The following is a 25,183-nucleotide window of genomic DNA, read 5'->3' as shown; positions in this document are numbered from 1 at the left end:
TTCTCTAAAGGGGAATATTGTGGCTGCTGGCGAAACGGACAAGAATGTCGCGCACGGATTCTGTGGCATGCGTATCGTCAAGCGCCTCGTCCATCAGCTTCGAAAGCGCCGAAACGTCAAGCCCGAGCAGCATCGCCTTCACCGGTCCGATCGAGGCCGGCGACATCGAGACCGAGCGGAAGCCGATCCCCAATAGCGCCATTGCCGAGATCGGCTTGCCGGCCAACTCGCCGCACAGCGTCACGGTCGTGTTGTTGCGTTCGCCGGCGCGGGTGATGTCGCGCAGGATACGCAGGAAGGGACGTCCGAGCGTATCGAAACGGTCGGAAACGCGCGCATTGCCGCGGTCGACGGCCATCGAGAACTGGAACAGGTCATTGGAGCCGACAGAAACGAAATCCGCCGCTTCCATCAGTTCATCCAGCTGCCAGAGCAGCGCCGGAACCTCTAGCATCGCGCCGAACTGCAGCTTGCGCGGCAAGCCGTGGCCGAAGCGAGAAAGATGCTGCACTTCCTTCTGCAACAACTCGCGGACTGCCTTCAGTTCCGAAACCTCGGTCACCATCGGCACCATGATCTTCAGCTCGGTTCCGGCGGCAGCCTTGAGCATCGCACGAAGCTGGGTGCGCAGAAGGCCAGGACGGTCGAGCGACAGGCGGATAGCCCGCCAGCCGAGTGCCGGGTTTTCTTCCTCGTGGCCACGGAAATAGGGAACGACCTTATCGCCGCCGATATCCAGCGTGCGAAACGTCACCGGACGCCCGGCCGCCTGTTTCAGGACGTTGCGGTAGAAGGTTTCCTGCTCATCCGCCTTCGGCATCGTCGAAGCGATCATGAACTGCAGCTCGGTGCGGAACAGGCCGATGCCCTCGGCACCGGATTCCGCCAGCTGCGGCAGATCCACCAGCAGACCGGCATTCATCTGCAGTGCGATGCGCTTGCCGTCCTTGGTAACGGGTTCGACAGCGCGCAAGGCGCGGAACTGCTCCTGCTTGCGGGCGCGGAAGCGCACCTTCTCCTCGTAAGAGCGCTGCAGGTCCTGCATCGGGCGCAGGTGAACATGACCTTCGTCACCATCGACGATCGCCGCATCGCCGTTTTCAGCGAGCGCAACGACGCCCGCTGCCTGGCCGATAACAGCAATGCCCATGGCGCGTGCAACGATGACCACGTGGCTCGTCACCGCACCTTCTTCCAGCACGAGGCCGCGAACATTCGCCCGCGGATAGTCGAGTAGTTCGGCAGCCCCCATAGCGCGGGCAAAAATGATTGCATCGTTCGGGAAGCCGTCGGCGGTGGTCCGGCCGCTATAGCCGGTCAGCTGCCTGAGAAGACGGTTGGCCAGATCCTCAAAATCATGCATCCGTTCGCGGAGGTAGGGATCTGTTAGGCGCATCATCCGCGCCTTGGTGTCCGACTGCACCTTCTCGACCGCCGCTTCCGCCGTCAGGCCGTTGCGGATCGCTTCTTCCAGCTTGCGCACCCAGCCCTGGTCATGCGCAAACATCCGGTACGTCTCGAGAACCTCTCGGTGCTCGCCTTCCATGGAGACGTCACGGCGCGACAGCATGTCGTCGATCGACAGCCTGAGCGAGCCCATTGACTCCGCGAGCCGCCGGATTTCTTTATCCGAATCCTCGTTGAGAAGATTGGTGACGACGATGCGCGGCTCGTGCAGCACGACGTAACCGAGACCGATGCCTTCATTATAGGTATCGCCGTCGATCGTCACGGCACGCGTCAGATCGAGTTCGAGGCCCGGCTTGGTAATTTTCTTGAGCTCGCCGGTGGCGATCATCTCGGCGAGCACCATCGCCGTCGTTTCCAGCGCTTCCAGCTCTTCGTCGCGATAATTGCGGCTGGCCTTGTTCTGCACGACGAGAACGCCGAGCGAGCGCCCGGTTCTCAGGATCGGCACACCAAGGAAGGAATGATAGATCTCTTCGCCGGTTTCCGGCAGGTAGCGGAAGGCCGGGTGCGACTGCGCATCGGAAAGATTGAGCGGCTGCGCGGAAGCGGCAATCGTACCGACGAGACCCTGTCCCATCTTCAATTGCGAAAGGTGAACGGCTTCCTTGTTCAGACCTTCGGTCGCATAGAGCTCGAGCACGCCGTCGGCGCGCAGCACGTAGACCGAGCAGACCTCGGCAACCATGTTGCCGGCAATCTGGCGAACGATCCGGTCGAGTCGCTCCTGCGGCTCCAGCGGTTCCGCCATCAACTCGCGCAACCGCTTGAGCAGTACGCGCGGACCACCGGACAGGTCTCTCATTGCGTCTCAAGCTCCCCGAAACAAACGCCTAATGCGGCCAGCAGAACCGGCCGCATCTCTTCATCTCGAAGGGGCGGCCCGCCCGCTGGGAATCAATTCTTATCCAGACCGTAGCAGGAATGCAAAGTTCTGACAGCGAGTTCCGCATACGGACCGTCGATCAGGATAGAAATCTTGATCTCCGACGTGGTGATCGCCTTGATGTTGATACCCTTTTCCGCGAGCGCGCGGAAGGCCGTTGCGGCAACGCCAGCGTGCGAACGCATGCCGATGCCGATGACGGATACCTTCACCAGACCGGATTCGTGCTGAACCACGTCATAACCGATAGCCGGCTTGTTGTCGGAGAGTACCTTGATCGCCTTGTCGACGTCACCCGACGGAACCGTAAAGGTCATGTCGGTCTTCGAGCCGTCCTCGGAAATATTCTGGACGATCATGTCGACATTGATATGGTTTTCGGCCAGCGGTCCGAAGATCGCGGCGGAAACACCCGGCCGGTCGGCAAGACGGCGAAGCGAGATCTGAGCTTCATCCTTGGCATAGGCGATGCCGGTGACTACTTCCTGTTCCACGATTTCATCCTCGTCACAAATCAGCGTTCCGGGCGGATTCAAGAAGTCACCCATGCCCGGAGCATCGGGATCTTCGAAAGAGGAGCGCACGAAGGTACGAACCTTGTGCACCATGGCAAGCTCGACCGAGCGAACCTGCAAAACCTTGGCGCCGAGCGATGCCATTTCGAGCATTTCCTCGAAGGCGATCTTCTTCAGGCGGCGCGCCTGCGGCACGATGCGCGGATCGGTCGTGTAGACGCCATCGACGTCTGTATAGATATCGCAGCGGTCAGCCTTCAACGCCGCGGCAACGGCAACGGCAGAGGTATCAGAACCGCCGCGGCCGAGCGTCGCGATGCGATTATCGGGGCCGATACCCTGGAAGCCGGCGATGACGGCAACCTGTCCCTCGCCCATGCGCTTGACGATATCGGCACCGTCGATTTCCTGAATACGGGCGGCGCCATGGGCATTATCCGTGCGGATGGCGATCTGCCAGCCCTGCCAGGAGCGCGCATTGATGTCCATCGCCTGCAGCGCGATTGCCAGCAGGCCGGCAGTCACCTGCTCACCCGAGGCAACAACGGCATCATATTCGCGCGCATCGTAGAACGGGGAGTTGGCGCCGACGACCTTCGGCATGTTCTGCACCCAGCCGACCAGCTCGTTGGTCTTGCCCGACATCGCCGAAACGACAACCGCGACCTCGTGGCCCGCGTCGACTTCGCGTTTCACATGGCGGGCAACGTTCTTGATGCGGTCCAGATCGGCGACGGATGTTCCGCCGAATTTCATAACGATGCGTGCCATAAGCCTCTACCACAGCCAGCGCCTGATACCGGATCGGGATTTTCCGGAAGCTCGCGCGCCATTGACAAACCACCGGGAGAGACGATCGCCAGACCCGGCATCCAGAGCCGTCAGGACCACCGGCCGGAGCGCTCGAATTGGGAGTTCTGGAACGCTTCTGAAGCCTTGGCGCCCAAGGGCTCAAGTTGGGGCGTCTCTTAGCGGCTTTGCAGGGGGGTGGCAAGGTCGCCTTCAGGCGATTGGCGGTACGGTGGCGCAAAGTTTTCGATCGTGAGCCGGACAGGCATTTGGAAAGGCCCGCAGGCATCTTTTACAGCCGTTCGTCATAACACCTTGGGGTTATGTTCGATCCCGTTCCGCTCATTCATCTTTTCTTCATAAATAAAAAATGCGGGCGGTGACCTGCGCGGAACAGCTATAAGAATTGCACTGCGCAGCTCCCGGGAAGATCAATCAACAACTCTTCGCGGAGGCGGAACATGAACAACACAGTAAAACTCGACCGCGCATTGGGCCTCTGGTCCGTTGTGCTCTTCGGTCTGGCCTATATGACGCCGATGATCGTCTTCGGCACCTTCGGCGCACTTGCCGCAGCAAGCCAGGGCACGACGGCGATGGCCTATCTCGTTGCCGCCGCCGCCATTCTGCTGACGGCAATCAGCTATGGCGTCATGGCCCGCGTCTACCCGGTTGCCGGCTCCGCCTACACCTATGCGCGCCGCTCGATCAGCCCCAGCATCGGTTTCCTCGTCGGCTGGGCGGTTCTGCTCGATTACTTCTTCCTGCCGATGGTCATCTGGCTGATCGGCGCCGCCTATCTGACCTCGGCATTCCCGACGATCCCGGCCTATGTCTGGATCATCGGATTCATCGTGCTCACCACGCTGGTCAATGTCGTCGGCATCGCCTTCGCAAACCGCGTCAATTTCATCCTGATGCTGGTGCAGCTCGCCGTTCTGATCGCCTTCGTGTTCCTGGCTGCCCGTTACGTCATGGCCGCCAGCGGTCCCGCAGGCCTCGTCTCGGCAACGCCGTTCTTCAAGACTGACGTGCCCTTCTCGGCATCGATCGCCGGCGCCGCGATCGCCGCCTATTCCTTCCTCGGCTTCGACGCCGTCTCGACGCTGACCGAGGAAACCAAGGATGCCAAGCGCACCATGCCGCGCGCCATCCTCATCACCGCCCTTGCCGGTGGCCTGATCTTCGTCGTGGCTGCCTACATCACGCAGCTCGCCCATCCCGGCATGGACTTCGTCTCGGTCGATGCCGCCGCCAGCGAAATCGCCAAGATGATCGGCGGCGACGTCTTCGTCACCATCTTCCTCGCAACGCTGGTCGTCGCCCAGTTCACATCGGGTCTCGCTGCCCAGGCAAGCGTCGGCCGTCTTTTGTTTGCCATGGGCCGCGACAACGTGCTGCCCTCATCGATCTTCGGCAGCCTGCATCCGAAGTGGCACACGCCCATCATCAACCTGATCCTCGTCGGCATCGTCGGCCTGCTGGCGCTGACCATGGACGTCACCACCTCGACCTCCTTCATCAACTTCGGCGCCTTCCTGGCCTTCACCGCCGTCAACATCTCGGTCATCGCGCTCTACATGAAGGGTGACCAGCAGGTGAAGCCGCTCGGCGCACTTGTCGGCCTCGTCATCCCGGCTCTGGCCGCCGTCTGCGACCTGTTCCTGCTCTGGAACCTCGACGAGCATGCCAAGGTTCTCGGCCTGATCTGGCTGGTAATCGGTATCGGTTATCTCGCCTACCTGACGCGCTTCTTCCAGTCCGCGCCTCCCGAAATGGATTTTGCCGAATAACTTCCGCCAAGCGTCAGCCCGGCCGGCAACGGCCGGGCTATGCCAGAAACAGCCTGAATAGCTCGGCCTGGCTGGAAATATTGAGTTTCGAGTAGATCTGCCGGCGGTGCACCTTGACGGTATTGGGCGAAAGCTCCAGCACGGCGGCAAGCGAGAGGTTGGAATGCCCCTTGAGGATCAGCGTCACGATCTCGAGTTCACGCTTGGTCAGCAGCGGATGCTCGATCCGCGCCGCCGGAGCCGCGTTCTTGATCTCCAGCGACAGGCCGGAGACATGGAACCAATGACGGCCAGCCAGAGAGCAAACCAGCGGCGCTGCCGACCGCAAGCGCTGCAAGTCCTCTTCCGAAAACAGCGCCGCATTGCCGGTCCGCGACAGGGAAAGCACGGCGATATAGCCATTCTCCAGCGTCAGGACGAAGCCGATCTCGTCGAGGATCTCGGTGGTCGCGTAATGAATGCGGAAATACTCGGTCTGCGCAAAGTCGTCTGGCGCGATCTCGCGCATCACGATCATCCGCGCACTACTGTCGGCACGCACCGCATCGTAGAAGGGATCGAGCACGAAGGCGCCGGCCAGATATCGGTCGACGATCAGCGCCCGCTCGGCCACGATCTTCTCGTTATAGAGGTCGAAGGCGTGGGCATCGGGCGAGTAGATGAAGCCGTTCATCATCTGGAACGGCGAAAGCAGCCTGAGCGCCGCGGCAAGCGCATCCGGAAAGGACCGCGACCCGATGGCATTCGCTGCCTGAGCGAGAGCAGCATTCCAGACGTCGAAGGCCGGCATCTGGGCAGTTGGTCTCGAAACGGAATTCATGGATCGTCCTGGAAATCACAGGCCCGATAGGCCTTTAAACACAGCAAGCACTCTTTCAAAGCGAAATGCAATGACCCCGATGGAACATGCTCACATGACGACGAAACCGGCAGAAGGCGCCGCTTCTCACCCGCTGGACCTTTCCGCAACCGAGATCGCCCGCGGTATTCGCGAAGGGCAGTTCAGCTCGGAATCAGTCGTTTCGGAATCAATCCGCCGCGCCAGGCTGGTGACCGCGAGGCTGAACGCCTTCACCGTCATTCGCGAGGATCAGGCGCTGGAAGCCGCCCGCGCCGCCGACCGCGTGATAACGCGTGGCGAAGCCACCGCGCCGCTTCACGGCGTACCCTTCGCAGCCAAGGACCTGACACCGACAGAAGGCGATCTGACGACACTCGGCTCCTGGACCAGGGGTGATTGGGTTCCCGGCGAAACGGCGCTCGTCGTCCGCCGCTTGCAGGAGGCCGGCGGCATCCTGATGGGCAAGACTGCTACCCCCGAATTTGCCTATGCAAGCTTCACCCACAGCCCGCGCTGGGGCGTGACCCGCAATCCCTGGAATTCCGAGCATACGCCCGGCGGTTCGTCCGGCGGCTCGGCCGTGGCTGTCGCAACCGGCGTCGTGCCCTTCGCCGAAGGCACGGATATGGGCGGCTCGGTCAGAATTCCGGCAGCGCTCAGCGGCACTGTCGGCCTGAAGCCCAGCCTCGGCCGCATCCCGATGACCATTCTTCCCAGCGTCTTCGACAACATCTCGCATTTCGGCCCGCTGGCCCGCACCGTCTCCGACGCCGTCTCCTTCATGGAAGCTGCCTCCGGCCCAAGCGACGAAGACATCTCCTCGTTGCCCATTGGCTTCGCTTCTGATGCGGCGAGAACAGGCAGCCTCAAGGGCAAACGCTTCGCGCTGTCGATCGATCTTGGCTACTACCAGATCGAGCCCGAGGTCGAACGTCTTGTCCGCAATGCCGCTGAGGAGCTTCGCCGTGCCGGCGCTGTTGTCGATGAGGTCCCTATGCAATGGACCCGCGCCGTCAATGACGAGTGGTTCGACATCTGGTGCGTCTTCATGTCGGGTTTCTTCGGCGATACGATCGAGAGCCACCGCGAAAGGATGGATCCGGCCGTCGTCTCGATGATCGAACGCGGTCTGGCGATGAACGCCACGGCCTACAAGCGCGTCGAGCTGCTGCGCACCCGCATGTGGCGGGACATGGCCGCCCTCTTCCAGACCTACGATGCCCTGCTCTGCCCGACCTGCGCCGTCACCGCACCGCTCGCCACCGAATGCGACGACGACTATGTCGCGACCGGCGCTGACGGACGCTTCATCGGTCTCGACATGACCTGTCCCTTCAACATGCTGCCGCAGCTGCCTGCCCTCTCGCTGCCTGTCGGCCTTGCGTCGAATGGCCTGCCTGTCGGCCTGCAGATTGTCGGGCGGCGCTTTGCGGATGAGAACGTGCTTTCGATGGCCGCGGGACTTGAGGCCCGGCTCGCCGTGCCGAGACTGCCCGCCCCTTGACTTATGCTGCCGATCGTCCGACTTCACTGCTGACGAATGCAAGGAGCAGACCGATGAGCGAAGCCGCGAAGAGCACGATCGACCAGAGCGAAGTTGACCGCTTCTCGGCGATGGCGGCTGAGTGGTGGAGCCCGACCGGCAAGTTCAAGCCGCTGCACAAGTTCAATCCGGTGCGGCTGACCTACATCCGCGACAAGGCGGCGGAGAACTTCGGGCTTGATCCGAAAAACCCGAAGCCGCTCGAAGGACTGCGCGTTCTCGATATCGGCTGCGGCGGCGGACTGCTGTCGGAGCCCGTAGCGCGGATGGGCGCCACAGTCGTCGGCGCCGACCCCTCTGAGAAGAACATCGGCATCGCCTCCACCCATGCCAAGGCATCGAGTGTTTCAGTCGACTACCGCGCTGTCACGGCCGAGCAGCTTGCGGAGGCCGGCGAGACCTTCGATATCGTCCTGAACATGGAAGTCGTCGAGCACGTAGCTGACGTTGAATTCTTCATGACGACCTGCGCCAGGATGGTCCGCCCCGGCGGGATGATGTTCGTCGCCACCATCAACAGAACAATGAAGGCCGCCGCACTGGCGATCTTTGCCGCTGAAAACATCCTGCGCTGGCTGCCGCGCGGCACACATCAATATGAGAAGCTGGTGCGTCCGGAAGAGCTGGAAAAGCCGATGACGGAAAACGGCCTCGAAATCATCGACCGCACGGGCGTGTTCTTCAATCCGCTTTCCAATCAATGGAACCTGTCGAAGGACATGGACGTCAATTACATGCTGCTGGCGAAACGCCAGCGGTAAGAGAGACGCCTTCAGACCTTCAGCTTGCCGACCCGTTCGAGCAGATCCTGCTGGCGTTCGGCGTTACGCGCTGCAAGCTCCTTGACCCGCTCCCGATCGATCGACAACTCGGCACCATCAGGCCCGAAAGGCTGCTTGAACGTGAATGCGTGCGGGCTTGGTCCGTGGTCGCCGAGATGCTCGAGCCGCTGAGCACCCTCCCCCCAATCCGGCCGATGCGTTGCGGAAACCCACCAGAGCACGAGCGGCGGCCATGCCGGCTTCACATTCCAGCTGCGGGCATTCTTGAGCGCCTCGGCATGCACGCCATTGTAGCTGAACGCCATCAGCGACTCGATATCAGCCCAGAGTGAGAGCGATGATGGCGCGGACGTGAAGCCGCTGCCCTCGATGTAACGCGGAAAGACTTGCCCACCCCAGCTTCTGGTGCCGGGCACGCCCGGATAACCCGAGCGGCCGAGGAAGCCGCTGGCACGCGTCGCCGCCTCGAAGTTCAGCGGCTCGCGCAGGACAAAGCCCTGGATGGTCTCGCTTTCCTGAGGAGCGACGTGGAGGCCAAAATTGTAGAAAGCCAGGCGCTCCGCCGTCATGTCAGTTCACATCATCTGGCAGAACCGGCAGCGCCGCTATCTCGATGCCTTCGTCAATCAGCTCTTGCGCCTCGTGCGCGGTGGCTTGACCGATGATACCGCGTGCATCCGCCTCGCCGTAATGGATCTTGCGCGCCTCTTCAGGAAACTTGGTGCCGACGTCTTCAGAGTTCGCCTTGACCTCGGCAACCGCCTGCTTGAGCTTCTGGAACGCTTCGCGGCGCATCGCATCCATGGCGACGGTCTTGATTTCATCCTTCTTCCGCGCCGTCGAAACCGAAGGCGCCATCAGCACCTTCGAGATCGTTGCCGACTGACAGACCGGACAGGTCAGAAAGCCGGAGGCGAGCTGACGATCGAAATCAGCACTCTCGGAGAACCAGCCTTCAAATTCGTGCGCATTCTCGCAACTGAGGGAATAGCGGATCAAGCGGCCGCGCCCCCGCTCATTGCTGCCGGTATTTTCTCGATCGAAAACTCACGGCCATTCTTCAGGTTAGGGATCTTGTCATGCGCCGCCTTGACGGCGGCCGGATCGATATCGGCGACGATGACGGCCTCGCCGGTTCCGCCTGCAGAAGCCAGCACGCAACCCCAGGGATCGATGATCATCGAATGCCCGAAGGTCTCGCGTCCATCCTCGTGAACGCCGGCTTGCGCCGCCGCAATGACGAAGACGCCATTTTCGATGGCCCGCGCCCGCAGCAGGATCTCCCAATGCGCCTCGCCGGTCTGCTTGGTGAAGGCGGCAGGCACCGTCATGACCTCAGCACCGGCAACGGCCTGTGCCCGGAAAAGCCCGGGGAAGCGGACGTCGTAGCAGATGGTGAAGCCCATTTCGGCAAACGGCAGCGACACGACGCGCGCCTCCGAGCCTGGCCGATAGGCCGCGCTCTCGCGCCAGCTCTCGCCGTTATCGAGATCGACATCGAACATGTGGATCTTGTCGTAGCGGTTCAGCACCTTGCCATCGGGCCCGAACAGGAAACCACGATTGGCCATCTTGCCGTCGTCGAGCGCAATCGCCGTCGAACCGACATGCATGTGGATGCCGAGTTCGGCAGCAAGCTCGGACGCCGTCTTGACGATGATATCATCAGCCTCGCCGCGTAGAACCGCCTTGGCGGCGGCTCGGTCCCGCTGCAGCATTCCGGTCATCTCGGGTGTCTGGATATAGGTCGCGCCCTGTGCGGCGCCCTCACGAACCAGCCGCGCCATCGACACGGCGTTTCGAGCCGGATCGACACCTGAACACATTTGAACGGCAGCAGCCTTGAAGACCATGGTTTCGGCTCAGGCTGCGAGCATCGGGTCGAGCTTGCCGGCCCGATCGAGTGCGAAGAGGTCGTCGCAACCGCCGACATGTTCGCTGCCGATGAAAATCTGCGGGAATGTCGACCGGCCATTCGACTTGCCGATCATCTCCTGACGGAGATCGGGAGAGAAGGTCGCGTCATGCTCGACATAATCGACACCCTTCTGTTCGAGAAGGGATTTTGCGCGTGCACAATAGCCGCAAGCCTGCCGCGTATAGATCGTTACCGGTGTCATCTTTGTCTCCAGACGGGTGCCTGTTTTCACTAGTCATATAGGTTCTGAAAGGGCCCTTGCAAAGGTCAAAACACTGATGTCGGCGGCCCCTCCCTTGCGCAAGGCGCGCGTTGCCGCAGCCACTGTCGCCCCTGTCGTATAAACGTCATCGACGAGCACGACACGTTTGCCGAAGACATCGTTTTCGTGGCCGCGCGCCAGCGCGAAGGCTCCCCGGACATTGTCCTCGCGGGCACGGGCGCCGAGACCAACCTGCTGCTCGGTCCGTTTGACGCGCAAAAGCGTTGCCGGAAGCAGCGGCTTGCCGGATAGGCTGGCAATATGCCGCGCCAGCTCGGCCGCCTGATTAAACTTGCGCGACAACAGTCGCGAGCGATGCAAGGGCACCGGAATGATTGCGTCGCAAATCTCGACTGTGCCGTCAGCCGCTCGCAGCATCCAGCCCGCTATCATCGGCGCCAGATCGACACGGTCGCGATATTTGAGGCCATGAACCAGATCGCGGACGGCCTCGTCATGAATGGCGGCAGAGCGCAGCCGGTCGAAGGGCGGCGGGTTTGCGATCGCTTCGGCACAGAGAATTCCGGCGCCAAGATCGTGCGAGAAGGGAAGTCCGAGAACCTCGCAATAGGGCCGCTCGATGAAGCGCACGCCAGACCAGCATTTGGCACAGAGCCCTCGATGCCCAGCGGTCAGCGCCCCGCAGGCCGAACAGGCCGGTGGATAAACCAGATCCGCAAGCATGCGAAAGGGCTGGAGGACAAGCGTCCGTCCGGATTCTCTCAGCCTGCCGAAATCGATCGCCCCCATAGACGAAAGCTAGCTGGTTTTCCAGCAAAGGAAAATCCGTCTTGCTGCTTGAGAATGACGGGACTATTCACGTCGCATGGATATCATTTTCGACAGGGCGGCGATCGCCGCACACCGCCACCGCGCCTTGCAGGCAGGCGATCCGAAGGCCGCGTTCCTTCTCGATATCGCCGCCGAGGAGCTGGCCGAGAGACTGTCGGTGGTCGAGCGCACCTTCGAGCACGCCGTCGAACTGCACGGCGCGACGGGCGCGGCGGCGCGCGCCGCATTGGCAACCGGCAAGATCGGCGATCTCAGGCGCATCGAAGTGCAGGATGTTTCCGGCGCTCCCGGCGAACTTCAGGTCGCGCCGCTGGAGGACGTTCCGCTCGAACCGCAATCCGCCAACCTCGTCATCGCGCCGCTCAGCCTGCATTTGACCAACGACACCCCCGGCGTCTTCATCCAGATCAAGCGTGCACTGCGGCCTGACGGCCTGTTCCTGGCAGCCATTCCCGGCGCTGGAACGCTGCAGGAACTTCGCGACGTTTTGTTGGCGACCGAGGCCGAAATGACCGGCGGCGCCAGCCCCCGCGTCATTCCCTTTGCCGATGTGCGCGATGTCGGCGGATTGTTGCAGCGCGCCGGCTTCTCGCTGCCTGTCATCGATGCCGAAACCTATACCGTTCGCTACGACTCGATCTTTCCCCTGATGAAGGATCTGCGGGCGATGGGGATGGCGAACCCGCTCGCCGCGCGCAGCCGCAAGCCACTGACCCGCGCCTTCTTTCTGCGCGCAGCCGAAATCTACGCCGAGCGCTACTCCGATCCGGATGGCCGGATCCGCGCGACATTCTCGATCATCTACGTCTCGGGATGGGCTCCTCATGAGAGCCAGCAGAAGCCGCTGCAGCCGGGATCGGCGAAGGCACGCCTCGCCGATGCTCTACGCGTCGAAGAGCACAAGCTGAAGCAATGAAGCGCTGATTTACGGGTTGTGGGCGGCTATCGTGTTGCTGACATTCGTCAGCATGGTCTGGAGATTGTTGCCGAAGGTACCGACACCGGCAATGATGCCGACGGAGATCAATGCCGCCAGCAAGCCATATTCGATGGCGGTAGCGCCGCGGATATCCGCGATCAAAGCCTTCAGAGAACGCATTACCCCCAACCTTTCCCGCATATGGCGGTGACCTTTTCCTCTGCGCCCGGCAGACGGTCGTCCCTCAGCAGCCGGCGCCCGAACCGTACCCCTGGACGACGCAGACGGAGCCAGGGCTTTCCTGGAGCACACTGCGGCGGATTGTGTAGCGCTTGCCGTTCTCGGTCTTGGGGATCGAGCCCGTCGTGATGTTGTCGAATTCCGTCGGCACGCTGGCAAAGACGCTGGACTTCGATTTATCGGCGAGCATCGGCGTGAGGATCAACGTCAGGGCGACCGCGGCTGTGCCGAACAGCAAGGCAAGATTAAGCGCACCCGTCCTGCGCGAGGCATTCGAGCTCTGCTGCTTCTCTCTGACTGCTTTCCAGAAATCGTCGTCCATCCGTCAAGCCTTTACACACACACGCCGGTTGCTTGATTGAGGCCGATCTTTGGCAGAAGGTGATAAACGATCGATTAATATCCGCGGACAAAAACCATCCGCGAAAGTAAATCGTGAGAAATCTCTAAAGTAGATCCTGCAGCATCGGTATCAGCGGCTCGTCGGCCGGTGGCATCGGATAATCGCGCAATGCCATGGGCTTAACCCATTTCAGCGCCTGGCCTTCGCGGCCCTGCGGAACGCCTTCGTAGCGGCGGCACACATAAAGCGGCATCAGCAAATGAAATGTGTCATAGCTGTGGCTGGCGAAAGTCAGCGGCGCCAGACAGGCGACCTTGGTCTTGATGCCGAGCTCTTCCTCGAGCTCCCGCACCAGCGTTTCCTCCGGCGTCTCGCCGGGCTCCAGCTTGCCGCCCGGAAATTCCCAGAGCCCTGCAAGCGATTTTCCCTCCGGGCGCTGCGCCAGAAGAATGCGCCCATCGGAATCGATCAGCGCGCAGGCGACGACCAGAAGGATCTTCTTGCCGGCCTCGCTCATCCGCAGCGATCCTTGCGCCAGTAGCTGTAGCGATAGGCTTCGCGAAAGCCGATCCGCCCGTAAAGAGCGAGCGCCGGCACATTATCCGCCTTTACCTGAAGCCAGGCGGAGCGCGCAGAGCGCATCCGTGCCCAGCGCAGCGCCGATGTCAGGATTTCGAGACCCAGCCCCTCGCGGCGGCGTTCCCGCGCGACCGAAAGCGACATGATGCCCGCGAGATCGTTGTCCTGAACGCAGAGCACCGTCGCCAGCGGACCGGTCTCCGGATCCTCGATCATGAACAAGCCGGATGGCGGCTTGATCGCATTGATGATTTCGGCAAGCGCCGGCTTCAGTTTCGCCGAGACCTGATCGGTCGCCAGATTGGCATCGACGAAGCGGCCGATATCATGGGTCGGGAGATGATCGAGTGTATCCGGAAGATCTGCCTGTGTCAGATCGCAGGTCATGACGATCGTCTCGTCGAAATGCGTCCAGTTCTGCGCTGCCACCAGATCCACCAGCAAGGGCGAGCAGAGCGGCGTTTGCCTCAAAACCGCCGGGCGGCCATAGGCCTCGAACTTGCGGCTCGCCTTTTCCACGCGGATTTCGATGTCGCGATGATCGGACGGATCGAGCGGCACGATGGAATTCAGACGGTTGGACGGATGACCGGCCGTCAAACGCACCTGCCAGCTGCCGTCATATTGCACGGACGAGGCCGGCCAGGCCCGGAACCCGACGGCCTCGAGCCTGCGCACCAGCGGCAGATTTGCACTTTTTGAAGAAGTCTCAGTCAATGAACGATCAGCTCCGGTAGTCGCCGTTGATCGCCACATACTCCTTAGTGAGGTCGCAGGTCCAGACCGTTGCGTGACCATTCCCGAGGCCGATATCGACTTTGACAGGAATATCCTGCTCCTTCATGACATTCGAGGCCGCCTCTTCGGAGTAGCCGGGGTCACGCTCGCCGTTGACGGCAACGCGCACGTCACCGAACCAGATCGCCAGCCTGTCGCGGTCCGCCATCTCGCCGGCCTTGCCGACAGCCATGACGATACGCCCCCAATTGGCGTCTTCGCCGGCAGCCGCCGTCTTCACCAGCGGTGAATTGGCGATCGAAAGCGCGATGCGCTTTGCGGCAGCGTCGCTCTCGGCGCCGGTCACGGTGATCTCCAGCATCTTCGTGGCGCCTTCGCCATCGCGACAAACCTGCAGGGCGAGATCCTTGAGCACTTCGTTGAGCGCTACGCGGAAAGTCGCGAGGCGGGCATCGTCGGCGCGCTCGACGCGGGCCTGACCGTCTGCCGTAGCCGCACCCGTTGCAAACAGCATCAGCGTATCGGATGTCGAGGTGTCGCTATCGACGGTCATCGAGTTGAAGGTCGGGCCGACGCCCTCGGACAGCATCGCCTGCAGGGCAGCCGGGGCGATATCGGCGTCGGTCACCACGAACGACAGCATCGTCGCCATGTCGGGCGCGATCATGCCGGCGCCCTTGGCGATGCCGTTAATGGTGACGGTCACGCCACCGATCTCGGCGCTGCGCGTGGCGACCTTCGGATAGGTATCGGTCGTCATGATCGCCTTGGCAGCTTCGAACCAGAAATCGCCGCTCGCATCGCGATGCATGGCATCCAGAACACCAGCAAACTTGGTCGCATCCAGCGGCTCACCGATAACGCCGGTCGATGCCAGGTAGATTTCATTCTCGCCGCAGCCGACGGCGGCGGCAGCCGACTTCGCCGTCAGCTCGGTCGCAGCGCGACCCTTGAGGCCAGTAAAGGCGTTGGCATTGCCGGAATTGACAACGACGGCGCGTGCAATGCCATGCGGCAGGTTGGCGCGGCAGAAATCGACAGGCGCCGAAGGGCACTTCGAACGCGTGAAAACGCCCGCAACCGAGGCAGGCTTGTCGAAGACCATCATCAGCACGTCGGTCCGGTTCTTGTATTTGATGCCTGCGGAAGCGGTCGCCATGCGCACACCGCGTAGCGCAGGCATGGATGCGAAGGTCTTCGGGGCGAGTGGAGAAACGGAACCGGACATTGTGATGGACCTGCCTGATAGTGAAGGGCCCGGAAGAACCGGGCCCGAATAGTGATGATTACTGCTGCGGCTGAACGACGGGCTCTTGACCCGGCGCCGGCTGCTTGTTCGCATCCTCGTAACCCTTGCGCAGGGTTTCGTCCATGATATCGACCTTGGACTTTTCCTTCGCGGAAGCGAGAAGAGCAAGATACTTGTCGCGCATGACGAGCTGACGAACCTGATCCTTGACCTGGTCGAACGGCGGCGGAGGTGCGTCGCGCTTATCTTCGACCTTGATGACGTGATAGCCGAAATCGGTCTTCACAGGGGTCTTCGAGTAGGTTCCCTTGTCGAGCGCGAAGGCTGCGTCTTCGAATTCCTTGACCATGCGGCCCTTGGTGAAATAGCCGAGATCGCCGCCGTCAGCCTTGTTCGGGTCGGTGGACTTTTCCTTGGCGAGCTCTGCGAAATCCTTGCCGGCGTCGAGCTGCTTGATGACGTCCTTGGCTTCGTCCTCGGTCTTCACCAGGATGTGGCGGGCGTGGACTTCTTCCTGCTTCGGAAGAGCGGCGACTTCCTTGTCGTAGCGCGCCTTCACTTCGTCATCGGTGACGGTGTCGACAACATGCTTCTTGAAGTAGGCGTTGTGCAGTTCGCGGTCCGTCAGATACTGAAGGCGCTTCTTGAACTCGTCGGTCTGATCTAGCTTTTCCGTGGCGGCATCGCCGGCGAGCAGCTTTACGTCGATGGCGGCGGACAGCGCTGCGACCTTCTTCTGATCGTCAGGCAGCTGGGCCAGCTGCGGATCGAGATTGGCGATCGCCAGATCCAGTTCCGACTGATGAATTTCCAGAGTGCCAACCTTGGCAATGACGGCATCCGGCTTGTCTTCAGCATAGACCGGCGCATGGAACGCAACGAAGGTCGCGACCGCCATCACGGCAAGTTTGTTGTAGCTCAACATCAAATAACCTTTCAGAGTTACACCGCCGGCTTCAGCATCATGTGTGAATCCAGCCCAAAACAGCGTTCAACACTGGAATGTGGCCTTTCTATATCAGCCAAATCCGTTGACATCATTCGACCCCCCTCTTATCTGTCACGCAACCTCGCGTCCAGAAAAGTTTCCTGGCGTTTCGAGACGCGTGCCTGATTTTCGGCTGGGCATTCGTATAAGAAAAGCCGGGGAAGAATATTGAGAAAGGACCAGTCATATGGTCAGCTTTGGCGGCCTTGCCCGCAAGATATTTGGCTCTGCCAATGACCGCCGCGTGCGGTCTTTCCAGCCGAAAGTCGCAGACATCAATGCGATTGAAGAAAAGACGCGGGCATTGAGCGACGAACAGCTCGCCGCTCAGACGGTCGAGTTCCGCAAGCTCCTCGCCGAAGGCAAGACGCTCGACGACATCCTGGTGCCCGCCTTCGCGGTCGTCCGCGAGGCCTCGCGCCGTGTACTCGGCATGCGACCTTTTGACGTACAGCTCGTCGGCGGCATGATCCTTCACTCCGGCGATATCGCAGAGATGAAGACTGGTGAAGGTAAGACACTGGTCGCAACCCTGCCGGTTTATCTGAACGCGCTTTCCGGCAAGGGCGTGCACGTCGTCACCGTCAACGACTATCTGGCGCAGCGCGACGCGGCGACCATGGGCAAGGTCTACGGCTTCCTCGGGCTGACCACGGGCGTCATCGTCCACGGCCTTTCCGACGAGGAACGCGCCGCCGCCTATGGCTGCGACATCACCTACGCGACCAACAACGAGCTCGGCTTCGATTATCTGCGCGATAACATGAAGTACGAGAAGAACCAGATGGTTCAGCGCGGCCATAACTTCGCGATCGTCGACGAAGTGGACTCGATCCTCGTCGATGAAGCGCGCACGCCGCTGATCATCTCCGGTCCGCTGGACGACCGCTCCGATCTCTACAACACGATCGATGCCTATATCCCGCTCCTCTCGGACGGCGACTATGAGATCGACGAAAAGCAGCGTTCTGCCAATTTTTCCGAAGAAGGCACCGAAAAGCTTGAGAACCTGCTGAAGCAGGCTGGCCTGCTCAAGGGCAACGCACTCTACGACATCGAAAACGTCGCGATCGTCCACCACGTCAACAACGCGCTGAAGGCCCACAAGCTGTTCCAGCGCGACAAGGACTATATCGTCCGCAACGACGAGATCGTTATCATCGACGAATTCACCGGCCGCATGATGCCGGGACGCCGTTATTCGGAAGGCCAGCACCAGGCGCTCGAAGCCAAGGAAAAGGTCAAGATCCAGCCTGAGAACCAGACACTGGCGCAGATCACGTTCCAGAATTATTTCCGCATGTACGGCAAGCTCGCCGGCATGACCGGTACGGCGCAGACGGAAGCGGAAGAATTCGGCAACATCTACGGCCTTGAAGTCGTCGAAGTACCGACCAACCTGCCGATCCAGCGTATCGACGAAGACGACGAGGTCTACCGGACCTTCGAAGAGAAGTTCAAGGCGATCATCGCCGAGATCGCCGAGGCGCAAAAGCGCAACCAGCCCGTTCTGGTCGGTACCACCTCGATCGAGAAGTCCGAACTGCTGGCCGACATGATGCGCAAGCAGGGCTTCAAGGACTTTCAGGTCCTCAACGCCCGCTATCATGAGCAGGAAGCCTATATCGTCGCACAGGCCGGCGTTCCCGGCGCCGTTACGATCGCCACCAACATGGCCGGCCGCGGTACCGACATTCAGCTCGGCGGCAATCTCGACATGCGTGTCGAGCGCGAGCTCGATGGCGTCGAGCCCGGCCCGGAATACGACGCGAAGGTCGAGGCGATCCGCGAAGAGATCAAGCAGCTCAAGGAAAAGGCGATTGCCGCAGGCGGTCTCTACGTCATCGCGACAGAGCGTCACGAAAGCCGCCGTATCGACAACCAGCTGCGTGGCCGTTCCGGCCGCCAGGGCGACCCTGGCCGTTCGAAGTTCTACCTGTCGCTTCAGGACGACCTGATGCGCATCTTCGGCTCCGACCGCATGGATTCGATGCTGACGAAGCTCGGCCTCAAGGAAGGCGAAGCGATCGTCCATCCCTGGATCAACAAGGCCCTCGAGCGCGCCCAGAAGAAGGTCGAAGCCCGCAACTTCGACATCCGCAAAAACCTGCTCAAGTATGACGACGTTCTGAACGACCAGCGCAAGGTCATTTTCGACCAGCGCCTGGAGCTGATGGAATCGGCCAATATCGCCGAGACCGTTTCGGACATGCGCCGCGAAGTCATCGAAGACCTCGTAGAAAAGCATATTCCGGAACGCGCCTATGCCGAACAGTGGGATGCTGCCGGCCTGAAGGAACAGGTCGTCAGCCTGCTGAACCTTGATCTGCCCGTCGAAGACTGGGTCAAGGAAGAAGGTATCGGCGAAGACGATATCCGCGAGCGCCTGACCGAAGCCTCCAACGCCGCCTTCACGGAAAAGGCCGAACGCTTCGGTGATGACATCATGCGCTATGTCGAGCGCTCGATCGTCATGCAGACGCTCGACCATCTCTGGCGCGAACACATCGTCAATCTCGATCACCTGCGCTCGGTCATCGGTTTCCGTGGCTATGCGCAGCGCGATCCGTTGCAGGAATACAAGTCGGAAGCCTTCGAGCTCTTCCAGTCGCTGCTGAACAACCTTCGCCAGGCGGTGACGGCTCAGCTGATGCGCGTCGAACTGGTCCAGCAGGCGCCTGCCGAACCGGAACTTCCGGTCATGCATGCACAGCACCTCGACCCGGCGACCGGCGAGAACGAATTTGCGACGGCCTACCAGGCTTCGGAAGTCATCGTCGCTCCCGAGAACCGCGACCCGAACGACCCCTCCACCTGGGGCAAGGTCGGCCGCAACGAAGCCTGCCCTTGCGGCTCGGGCAAGAAGTTCAAGCACTGCCACGGCGCATTTGCCGAAGCGTAAGAGCTTGGATAGACAATGAAGATGCCGCCTCCGGGCGGCATTTTCTTTTGCGGCACAGACAACCGCGATATTAAGCGCCGCGGACGCGCCACAACCGTTTCTTAACCCTGATCTGGCAAGACTGACGATACGATTTGCCTGAGTTCTGGGTTGTGCGTGTTCATTATGGCAGTCATTGAGACGGCGGAAAAAATGCTGCCCGCGAGCCTGCGTCCCGCCGGCAGCCGGGTTCTGCATATGCTTGCCGCCGTGCTGACCCAGCGGGATGGCAAGGCGACCGCCCAGCGTATGGCGCTGACGGCCTTCGCAATCCGCATCCTCAGCGCCGCCCTTGCTTTCGTTTCCCAGATCATTCTTGCGCGGCTGATGGGCGAGTGGGAATACGGCATCTACGTCTTCATCTGGGTACTGATCGTTCTTTTCGGTGATCTCTCCTGCCTCGGTTTCCACACCGCGATCGTTCGCTTTCTGCCGCAATACAAGGCATCGGGCGCTTTCGAGGAAATCCGCGGTCTGACTGGCACCGCCCGCATTTTCGCGATCCTTTCCGGTTCGCTGCTGATGGTGTTTGGCATGGCAGGCCTGCATTTCTTTGGCGACAGGATTGCGACCTACTATCTGATCCCCGGCTTCCTTGGCCTTCTCGCTCTGCCGATGATTGCGCTCGGCGACGTTCTGGAGGGCACTTCGCGCGCCAATCACTGGCCGGTCATGGCCCTGAGCCCGATCTATATCATCCGGCCGGTACTGATTATCGTCTTTATGCTCATCGCGAACGCGATGGGTGCCGATCACACCGCGGTCACGGCGATGCAGGCCGCCCTCGCCGCTACCTACGTCACGGCGCTTGGCCAATATGCCGCAACGCTGCTGCGCCTGCGCCACCACTACGACACCGGAGACCGCAAGGTTGATTTCATCGTTTGGCTGAGCGTCGCCTTCCCGATCTTTCTGATCGAGGGTGCCAGCTTCCTGCTAACCAACTCCGATGTCGTCATCGTCGGCATCTTCCTTGAGCCGCATGATGTCGCAATATATTTCGCTGCAGCCAAAACCATGGCGCTGGTGCAGTTCATCATGTTTTCGGTAAAGGCTGCCTCCGGCCCGCGTTTCTCCAGCATCATCGCCGACGGCACGAGGGGCGAGCTCGCCTCTGCCGCCGCCGACGCTGCGCGATGGACGTTCTGGCCGGCACTTGGCGTCGGCCTCGCGGTCCTTGCCGCTGGCCACCTGCTTCTATCGCTGTTCGGTGGAGCCTTCACCGCTGGCTATGTGCTGATGGCGATCCTGCTTGCCGGCATTCTTGCCAAGGCGCTGGTTGGTCCGGCCGAAATGCTGCTGATGATGGCAGGCAAGCAGAACCTCTGCGCTGCCCTCTATGCCGGCGCGCTGACGGCCAATATCACGCTGAACCTGACCCTTATCCCCCACCTCGGAACCATCGGCACCGCGATCGCCACGGCATCGGCGATGGCCGTCGAGGCAACACTTCTTCATATCGCTGTGCGGCGCACGCTTGGCATCGTACTTTTTGCATTCAGCCGCCCGGCGACTGCGCAGGCAGACAGGAAGGCCCCTTGATGGTGCGCACCCCTCCGAATACCGAGTCCACCGACGCTACCACCAACCGAATGGTTCACGAGCTCGCCTCGCTGAATTTCGAGGGACCGCAGGCCGAGGCCCGCGTCGAGATCGGCCGCCCGGGTCGCGAGCTTTGCGTCTATCCCGGCAAGCTCGGCTACGAGCTGCAGGATGAACTCGACTTCCTGTCGAACCGGGCGATCGAACCGAACGTCTTCTTCACCGGCCGCTTTCTGGCGCCCGCCATGCCGCGCCTCGACGACCGGCAGGTCAGCTTCGCTCTGATGCGCGATACCGGCGGCAACCGCAGCCGTATGCGCTTCCTGATGCCGTTCTCCGTCGAGAAGCCGGGCTTTGCCGTCGGCCCGTCGATCATCCGTGCGTGGTCGAACAGCTTCGCGCCGCTTGGAACACCGCTTGTCGATGCCGAGGATGCTGCCGAGACGCTCGACAATCTCTTCGAGGGCCTGACGATCCGCGATCTCAGGCTGCCCCCCATTCTGGTCCTGCCGGATCTGCGGCTGAACGGCATTTTCGCCCGGCTCGTCAAAGCCGTCGCGCTGAGCCGCAACCTGCCGATCACCATGACCAACCCCTTCGAGCGTCCGATGCTGCAGAGCGAGGAAGACGCCGCCGTCTATCTCACAAGCTCCGTATCCTCGTCGCACATGCGCGAGATGCGCCGGCAATGGCGGCTTCTCGAAGACAAGGGCACGGTGACCTACAGCGTCGCCCGCCAGCCGCGCGACGTGCATATGCGCTTCGAACAGTTTCTCGCCATGGAAGCCGGCGGATGGAAGGGCAAGAAGCGCAGCGCGCTCGCCACCGACCGCTACCACACCGCCTTCGCCCGCGAAGCCGTCTCCAATCTGGCAGCCATCGACGCGGTCCGTATTCACACCATCGATTTCAACGGCAAGGCGATTGCCGCCATCGTCGTGCTGATGATGGGCGGCGAAGCCTACACTTGGAAAACCGCCTATGACGAGGAGTTTGCCCGCTATTCGCCCGGCAAGCTGCTAGTGGGCGAGCTGACTGAATGGCATCTCGACGACGCCAACATCATCAGGTCCGATTCCTGCGCCATTCCGGGCCACCCGATCATGAGCCGCTTCTGGAAGGAGCGCGAAGAGATGGGAACGCTGGTCATCGGCCTGTCGCAGAACGGCGACCGGGATGTGCGTCAGGCAGCAACCCAGTTGCACATGTACAGCAACACCCGCAACATGGCGAAAATGCTGCGCGCCAAGATCATGTCGCTGGCCGGACGCGGCTAGGCGGTCTTTGCGGCGGCGCGCTCCCGCAGCGTCCGCCGGATCACCTTGCCAGTCGTCGTCAAGGGCAGCGCATCGACGAATTCCACTTCACGCGGATATTCGTGCATCGAGAGCCGCATCTTCACCCAGTCGCGGATTTCGGCGGCAAGTTCCGCGCTCGGCGCAAAACCCTGTGATAGCACGACATAGGCCTTGACGATCTCGGTGCGGACCGGGTCCGGCTTGCCGACCGCCGCCGCCAGCTGCACCGCGGGGTGGCCGGACAGACAATCCTCGATCTCCGCCGGCCCGATCCGGTATCCGGAGGAGGTGATGACATCGTCGTCGCGGCCCTCGAAGGCGATGAAGCCTTCTTCATCCTGATGCCCCAGATCTCCTGTCAGCAGCCAGCCGTTGGCGAACTTGCGCTCCGTCGCGTCCTCATCGTTCCAGTAGCCGAGAAACATCACCGGATCCGGCGCCTTGACACCGATCTGCCCGGTCTGCCCTACCGGCAGCTCGTTGCCTTTGTCATCGACGATGGCAACACGATGCCCCGGCGCTGGCCGCCCGATCGCCCCCGCCTTCGAAACGCCGGCGGCGGCACTCGAGGAGATGACGAAATTGCACTCGGTCTGACCGTAGAATTCGTTGACGGTCATTCCCAGCGCATCGCGCACCCAGTTATAGGTCTCGCGGCCGAGAGACTCGCCCGCCGAACCGATCGTGCGCAGATCAAGATGGTATTTCCGGTGCAGATCGCCGCCAGCCTTCAATAGCCTGAGCGCCGTCGGTGGGATGAAGGCGTTGCGCACATGCATCTCCGCCATGATCCGGTAGGCCGTATCCGCATCGAATTTCTGGGCCGGCGATGAAACCACGGGCACGCCGAGCAGCAGGCTTGGCAGCAGCGCATTCAGCAATCCGCCCGCCCAAGCCCAGTCGGATGGCGTCCACACCTTGTCTCCCGCCTGCGGGAACCCCTCATGGGCAAACTGCATGCCCGGAACATGGCCCGCGAGCACGCGATGGCCATGCAGTGCGCCTTTCGGCGGACCAGTCGTGCCCGAGGTGAAGATCATCAACGCCGGATCGTCAGGCCCGGTCTCGGCAACCTCGAAGACAGGCGAATGCGTTGCGACCAGATCCGAGAAGGACAGTGCTTCTCCGCCGTCGATCGAAATGACCGTCTTCAGTTCGGGAAGCCGGTCGCGGATTTCCGCGATCCGTGTCATCCCGAAGGCATTGGTGATTACAACCGATGCGCCTGCCGTCTTCAGCCGGTATTCCAGCGCCTCGACACCGAAAAGCAGCGCCAGTGGCAGCGCGATGGCGCCCATCTTGTAGATCGCGACATGCGAAATGACCGTCTCGAAAGATTGCGGCAGCAGCAATGCCACGCGATCGCCGCGCCGGATACCGAGCGAAACCAGCGCGTTGGCGAGTGACGCCGACCTCTGAGAAAGCTCACCATAGCTCATCGCTTGATGGCGGCCGTCAGGGTTGAAATGTTCGAGACAGGTCCTGCTAGGCTCTTTCGCAGCCCAATCGTCGCTGACCGCCCGGCCGATATTGAAATCACCTGGAATGTCCCACGCAAATTCACGGTAGAGATCGTCGTACCGATCGAAGTCGGGCAATTTCATAGGTCAGGTCCAGTCGATGCTGCACCAGCTAACACCCTGTAGCACCGAAGCGCAAGCGGGTGGCCGGGCACTGCGAATTTCTGCCCGCAGCCTGCTGACACTTCGCCCGGATTCGCCCTAGATTATCCGGCAGGCGGCGGCGTTTATTCAATCACGGAGTCATTTCAATGGATTATGTAAAACTCGGCAAGACCGGCCTCGAAGTGTCGAAAATATGCCTGGGATGCATGACCTTCGGCGATCCCGGCCGCGGCAACCACGCATGGACGCTCGGCGAAGAGGAGAGCCGCACGATCCTCAAGCAGGCGATCGATCTCGGCATCAACTTCCTCGACACCGCCAACACCTATTCCGACGGCTCATCCGAAGAAATCGTCGGCCGGGCGATCAAGAGCTTTTCCAAGCGTGAAGACATTGTGCTCGCCACCAAGGTCTTCAACCGCATGCGCCCCGGCCCGAACGGCGCCGGCCTGTCGCGCAAGGCGATCTTCGACGAGATCGACAACAGTCTCCGCCGCCTTGGCACCGACTATGTCGATCTCTACCAGATCCATCGCCTCGACTATTCGACGCCGATCGAGGAGACGCTCGAGGCACTGCATGACGTCGTCAAGGCAGGCAAGGCCCGCTATATCGGCGCCTCCTCGATGCATGCCTGGCAGTTCGCCAAGATGGTCTACACGTCGCGCCTCAAAGGCTGGACGGAGTTCGTCAGCATGCAGGACCACGTCAATCTTCTCTACCGGGAGGAAGAGCGGGAAATGCTGCCCTTCTGCGAGGACCAGAAGATCGCCGTCATCCCGTGGAGCCCGCTTGCCCGCGGCCGGCTGACGCGCGACTGGGATGAAAAGACGGCCCGTACCGAAAGCGACGAATTCGGAAAGACGCTCTACCGCCAGGCCGAAGAATCCGACCGCAAGATCATCGACACCGTCGGCCGGCTGGCCAAGGAACACGGCGTGCCGCGCGCGCAGATCGCAACGGCCTGGATCCTGCAGAAGAGCGCCATCACCGCTCCTATCATTGGCGCCTCGCGGCCGGGTCATTTGAGCGATGCCGTCGCCGCGTTGGCGGTCAAGCTCACGCCGGAAGAGATCGCAGCCCTCGAAGAGCCCTATATTCCCCACCGCGTCGAAGGCTTCAAGTAAGCAAAC

General features: G+C 61.4%; 23 protein-coding genes. 8 read left to right on the top strand and 15 right to left on the bottom strand.

Annotated features, from left to right (window positions below):
* Nucleotides 1–4: 4 nt before the first annotated feature.
* Both ptsP and AC1DV9_RS11965 read right to left on the bottom strand, forming a co-directional pair.
* Nucleotides 5–2,272, bottom strand: a complete 2,268-nt coding sequence (ptsP, locus tag AC1DV9_RS11970) for a phosphoenolpyruvate--protein phosphotransferase (RefSeq protein WP_112386084.1) — start codon at nucleotides 2,270–2,272, stop codon at nucleotides 5–7.
* A gap of 92 nt (nucleotides 2,273–2,364) precedes the next feature.
* On the bottom strand, nucleotides 2,365–3,639 hold the full coding sequence (locus AC1DV9_RS11965) for an aspartate kinase (RefSeq protein ID WP_112386085.1): 1,275 nt from the start codon (nucleotides 3,637–3,639) through the stop codon (nucleotides 2,365–2,367).
* Between the two features lie 479 nt (nucleotides 3,640–4,118).
* Here AC1DV9_RS11965 and AC1DV9_RS11960 point away from each other — a divergent pair, with 479 nt between their 5' ends.
* Nucleotides 4,119–5,450, top strand: a complete 1,332-nt coding sequence (locus AC1DV9_RS11960) for an APC family permease (RefSeq protein WP_112386086.1) — start codon at nucleotides 4,119–4,121, stop codon at nucleotides 5,448–5,450.
* Between the two features lie 37 nt (nucleotides 5,451–5,487).
* Here the strand turns inward: AC1DV9_RS11960 and AC1DV9_RS11955 are convergent, their stop codons facing one another.
* Nucleotides 5,488–6,270 carry a helix-turn-helix transcriptional regulator gene (locus tag AC1DV9_RS11955; RefSeq protein WP_477947959.1) on the bottom strand — a complete coding sequence of 261 codons (783 nt, stop codon included), beginning with the start codon at nucleotides 6,268–6,270 and terminating at the stop codon, nucleotides 5,488–5,490.
* A 94-nt stretch (nucleotides 6,271–6,364) separates the two neighbouring features.
* Here AC1DV9_RS11955 and AC1DV9_RS11950 point away from each other — a divergent pair, with 94 nt between their 5' ends.
* Together AC1DV9_RS11950 and ubiG are read left to right on the top strand one after the other, a co-directional pair.
* Complete coding sequence (locus tag AC1DV9_RS11950) at nucleotides 6,365–7,795, top strand: amidase (protein WP_477947957.1); 1,431 nt, start codon at nucleotides 6,365–6,367, stop codon at nucleotides 7,793–7,795.
* A gap of 53 nt (nucleotides 7,796–7,848) precedes the next feature.
* Entirely contained in the window at nucleotides 7,849–8,595 is a 747-nt protein-coding gene (gene ubiG, locus AC1DV9_RS11945; protein WP_477947955.1) for a bifunctional 2-polyprenyl-6-hydroxyphenol methylase/3-demethylubiquinol 3-O-methyltransferase UbiG, read from the top strand.
* An 11-nt stretch (nucleotides 8,596–8,606) separates the two neighbouring features.
* Here ubiG and AC1DV9_RS11940 read toward each other — a convergent pair whose 3' ends face one another.
* From AC1DV9_RS11940 to AC1DV9_RS11920, 5 genes are read right to left on the bottom strand one after another with little or no spacing between them, the layout of a single operon-like run.
* Nucleotides 8,607–9,185 carry a DUF3291 domain-containing protein gene (locus AC1DV9_RS11940; protein ID WP_477947953.1) on the bottom strand — a complete coding sequence of 193 codons (579 nt, stop codon included), beginning with the start codon at nucleotides 9,183–9,185 and terminating at the stop codon, nucleotides 8,607–8,609.
* Between the two features lies 1 nt (nucleotide 9,186).
* Complete coding sequence (locus AC1DV9_RS11935) at nucleotides 9,187–9,615, bottom strand: DUF1178 family protein (RefSeq protein ID WP_477947951.1); 429 nt, start codon at nucleotides 9,613–9,615, stop codon at nucleotides 9,187–9,189.
* Entirely contained in the window at nucleotides 9,612–10,469 is an 858-nt protein-coding gene (locus tag AC1DV9_RS11930) for a carbon-nitrogen hydrolase family protein (protein WP_477947950.1), read from the bottom strand. Before AC1DV9_RS11930 ends, AC1DV9_RS11935 begins: the two co-directional genes overlap by 4 nt.
* A gap of 9 nt (nucleotides 10,470–10,478) precedes the next feature.
* Nucleotides 10,479–10,736, bottom strand: coding sequence for a glutaredoxin 3 (gene grxC / locus AC1DV9_RS11925; protein WP_477947948.1), 258 nt, complete (start codon nucleotides 10,734–10,736; stop codon nucleotides 10,479–10,481).
* 33 nt (nucleotides 10,737–10,769) lie between these two features.
* The gene (locus AC1DV9_RS11920) at nucleotides 10,770–11,546 is read right to left on the bottom strand and encodes a ComF family protein (protein ID WP_477947946.1); all 777 of its coding nucleotides are present in this window, start codon (nucleotides 11,544–11,546) and stop codon (nucleotides 10,770–10,772) included.
* A gap of 76 nt (nucleotides 11,547–11,622) precedes the next feature.
* Between AC1DV9_RS11920 and AC1DV9_RS11915 the strand changes: the two genes are divergently transcribed.
* Nucleotides 11,623–12,504 carry a class I SAM-dependent methyltransferase gene (locus AC1DV9_RS11915; protein ID WP_477941372.1) on the top strand — a complete coding sequence of 294 codons (882 nt, stop codon included), beginning with the start codon at nucleotides 11,623–11,625 and terminating at the stop codon, nucleotides 12,502–12,504.
* Nucleotides 12,505–12,513: 9 nt separating this feature from the next.
* Here the strand turns inward: AC1DV9_RS11915 and AC1DV9_RS11910 are convergent, their stop codons facing one another.
* The 6 genes from AC1DV9_RS11910 to AC1DV9_RS11885 form a co-directional block, all read right to left on the bottom strand.
* Nucleotides 12,514–12,687: a Flp family type IVb pilin gene (locus AC1DV9_RS11910; protein ID WP_112386096.1), complete on the bottom strand. Its 174-nt coding sequence runs from the start codon at nucleotides 12,685–12,687 to the stop codon at nucleotides 12,514–12,516.
* Nucleotides 12,688–12,751: 64 nt separating this feature from the next.
* The gene (locus AC1DV9_RS11905; RefSeq protein ID WP_112386097.1) at nucleotides 12,752–13,069 is read right to left on the bottom strand and encodes a hypothetical protein; all 318 of its coding nucleotides are present in this window, start codon (nucleotides 13,067–13,069) and stop codon (nucleotides 12,752–12,754) included.
* A gap of 124 nt (nucleotides 13,070–13,193) precedes the next feature.
* A complete protein-coding gene (gene mutT / locus AC1DV9_RS11900; RefSeq protein WP_112539013.1) occupies nucleotides 13,194–13,607 on the bottom strand; it encodes an 8-oxo-dGTP diphosphatase MutT in 414 nt (137 codons plus the stop codon).
* Complete coding sequence (locus AC1DV9_RS11895) at nucleotides 13,604–14,425, bottom strand: GNAT family N-acetyltransferase (protein WP_310296081.1); 822 nt, start codon at nucleotides 14,423–14,425, stop codon at nucleotides 13,604–13,606. The genes mutT and AC1DV9_RS11895 overlap by 4 nt, the downstream gene beginning before the upstream one ends.
* Nucleotides 14,394–15,635 carry a bifunctional glutamate N-acetyltransferase/amino-acid acetyltransferase ArgJ gene (gene argJ / locus AC1DV9_RS11890; RefSeq protein WP_477947944.1) on the bottom strand — a complete coding sequence of 414 codons (1,242 nt, stop codon included), beginning with the start codon at nucleotides 15,633–15,635 and terminating at the stop codon, nucleotides 14,394–14,396. Before argJ ends, AC1DV9_RS11895 begins: the two co-directional genes overlap by 32 nt.
* A 58-nt stretch (nucleotides 15,636–15,693) precedes the next feature.
* Nucleotides 15,694–16,581 carry a peptidylprolyl isomerase gene (locus AC1DV9_RS11885; protein WP_112386101.1) on the bottom strand — a complete coding sequence of 296 codons (888 nt, stop codon included), beginning with the start codon at nucleotides 16,579–16,581 and terminating at the stop codon, nucleotides 15,694–15,696.
* A 250-nt stretch (nucleotides 16,582–16,831) separates the two neighbouring features.
* Between AC1DV9_RS11885 and secA the strand changes: the two genes are divergently transcribed.
* From secA to AC1DV9_RS11870, 3 genes are all read left to right on the top strand, one after another.
* A complete protein-coding gene (gene secA, locus AC1DV9_RS11880) occupies nucleotides 16,832–19,546 on the top strand; it encodes a preprotein translocase subunit SecA (RefSeq protein ID WP_477947942.1) in 2,715 nt (904 codons plus the stop codon).
* Between the two features lie 165 nt (nucleotides 19,547–19,711).
* Nucleotides 19,712–21,127 (top strand): lipopolysaccharide biosynthesis protein, encoded by a 1,416-nt coding sequence (locus AC1DV9_RS11875; protein ID WP_112539017.1) that lies wholly within the window; start codon nucleotides 19,712–19,714, stop codon nucleotides 21,125–21,127.
* Entirely contained in the window at nucleotides 21,127–22,404 is a 1,278-nt protein-coding gene (locus AC1DV9_RS11870; protein WP_477947940.1) for a GNAT family N-acetyltransferase, read from the top strand. Before AC1DV9_RS11875 ends, AC1DV9_RS11870 begins: the two co-directional genes overlap by 1 nt.
* Here AC1DV9_RS11870 and AC1DV9_RS11865 read toward each other — a convergent pair.
* Nucleotides 22,401–24,029: an AMP-binding protein gene (locus AC1DV9_RS11865; RefSeq protein WP_477947938.1), complete on the bottom strand. Its 1,629-nt coding sequence runs from the start codon at nucleotides 24,027–24,029 to the stop codon at nucleotides 22,401–22,403. The two genes, AC1DV9_RS11870 and AC1DV9_RS11865, sit on opposite strands and share 4 nt — an antisense overlap.
* A gap of 167 nt (nucleotides 24,030–24,196) precedes the next feature.
* On the opposite strand from AC1DV9_RS11865, the gene AC1DV9_RS11860 reads away from it, so the two are divergent.
* Complete coding sequence (locus AC1DV9_RS11860; protein WP_477947936.1) at nucleotides 24,197–25,177, top strand: aldo/keto reductase; 981 nt, start codon at nucleotides 24,197–24,199, stop codon at nucleotides 25,175–25,177.
* Nucleotides 25,178–25,183 lie beyond the last annotated feature (6 nt).

Source organism: Rhizobium sp. 01L410, assembly GCF_056400165.1.
This window is presented reverse-complemented; position numbering and strand designations above follow the sequence as displayed.

Excerpts from the sequence above, each read along its gene's own strand:
- AC1DV9_RS11910 (WP_112386096.1), bottom strand. The coding sequence starts at position 12,687 with ATGCGTTCTCTGAAGGCTTTGATCGCGGATATCCGCGGCGCTACCGCC.
- ubiG (WP_477947955.1), top strand. The coding sequence starts at position 7,849 with ATGAGCGAAGCCGCGAAGAGCACGATCGACCAGAGCGAAGTTGACCGC.
- mutT (WP_112539013.1), bottom strand. The coding sequence starts at position 13,607 with ATGAGCGAGGCCGGCAAGAAGATCCTTCTGGTCGTCGCCTGCGCGCTG.
- AC1DV9_RS11965 (WP_112386085.1), bottom strand. The coding sequence starts at position 3,639 with ATGGCACGCATCGTTATGAAATTCGGCGGAACATCCGTCGCCGATCTG.
- AC1DV9_RS11905 (WP_112386097.1), bottom strand. The coding sequence starts at position 13,069 with ATGGACGACGATTTCTGGAAAGCAGTCAGAGAGAAGCAGCAGAGCTCG.
- secA (WP_477947942.1), top strand. The coding sequence starts at position 16,832 with ATGGTCAGCTTTGGCGGCCTTGCCCGCAAGATATTTGGCTCTGCCAAT.
- ptsP (WP_112386084.1), bottom strand. The coding sequence starts at position 2,272 with ATGAGAGACCTGTCCGGTGGTCCGCGCGTACTGCTCAAGCGGTTGCGC.
- AC1DV9_RS11920 (WP_477947946.1), bottom strand. The coding sequence starts at position 11,546 with ATGGGGGCGATCGATTTCGGCAGGCTGAGAGAATCCGGACGGACGCTT.
- AC1DV9_RS11860 (WP_477947936.1), top strand. The coding sequence starts at position 24,197 with ATGGATTATGTAAAACTCGGCAAGACCGGCCTCGAAGTGTCGAAAATA.
- AC1DV9_RS11940 (WP_477947953.1), bottom strand. The coding sequence starts at position 9,185 with ATGACGGCGGAGCGCCTGGCTTTCTACAATTTTGGCCTCCACGTCGCT.
- AC1DV9_RS11930 (WP_477947950.1), bottom strand. The coding sequence starts at position 10,469 with ATGGTCTTCAAGGCTGCTGCCGTTCAAATGTGTTCAGGTGTCGATCCG.
- AC1DV9_RS11895 (WP_310296081.1), bottom strand. The coding sequence starts at position 14,425 with ATGTGGCGATCAACGGCGACTACCGGAGCTGATCGTTCATTGACTGAG.
- AC1DV9_RS11885 (WP_112386101.1), bottom strand. The coding sequence starts at position 16,581 with ATGTTGAGCTACAACAAACTTGCCGTGATGGCGGTCGCGACCTTCGTT.
- grxC (WP_477947948.1), bottom strand. The coding sequence starts at position 10,736 with ATGACACCGGTAACGATCTATACGCGGCAGGCTTGCGGCTATTGTGCA.
- AC1DV9_RS11950 (WP_477947957.1), top strand. The coding sequence starts at position 6,365 with ATGACGACGAAACCGGCAGAAGGCGCCGCTTCTCACCCGCTGGACCTT.
- AC1DV9_RS11870 (WP_477947940.1), top strand. The coding sequence starts at position 21,127 with ATGGTGCGCACCCCTCCGAATACCGAGTCCACCGACGCTACCACCAAC.
- AC1DV9_RS11960 (WP_112386086.1), top strand. The coding sequence starts at position 4,119 with ATGAACAACACAGTAAAACTCGACCGCGCATTGGGCCTCTGGTCCGTT.
- AC1DV9_RS11955 (WP_477947959.1), bottom strand. The coding sequence starts at position 6,270 with ATGAATTCCGTTTCGAGACCAACTGCCCAGATGCCGGCCTTCGACGTC.
- argJ (WP_477947944.1), bottom strand. The coding sequence starts at position 15,635 with ATGTCCGGTTCCGTTTCTCCACTCGCCCCGAAGACCTTCGCATCCATG.
- AC1DV9_RS11875 (WP_112539017.1), top strand. The coding sequence starts at position 19,712 with ATGGCAGTCATTGAGACGGCGGAAAAAATGCTGCCCGCGAGCCTGCGT.
- AC1DV9_RS11865 (WP_477947938.1), bottom strand. The coding sequence starts at position 24,029 with ATGAAATTGCCCGACTTCGATCGGTACGACGATCTCTACCGTGAATTT.
- AC1DV9_RS11915 (WP_477941372.1), top strand. The coding sequence starts at position 11,623 with ATGGATATCATTTTCGACAGGGCGGCGATCGCCGCACACCGCCACCGC.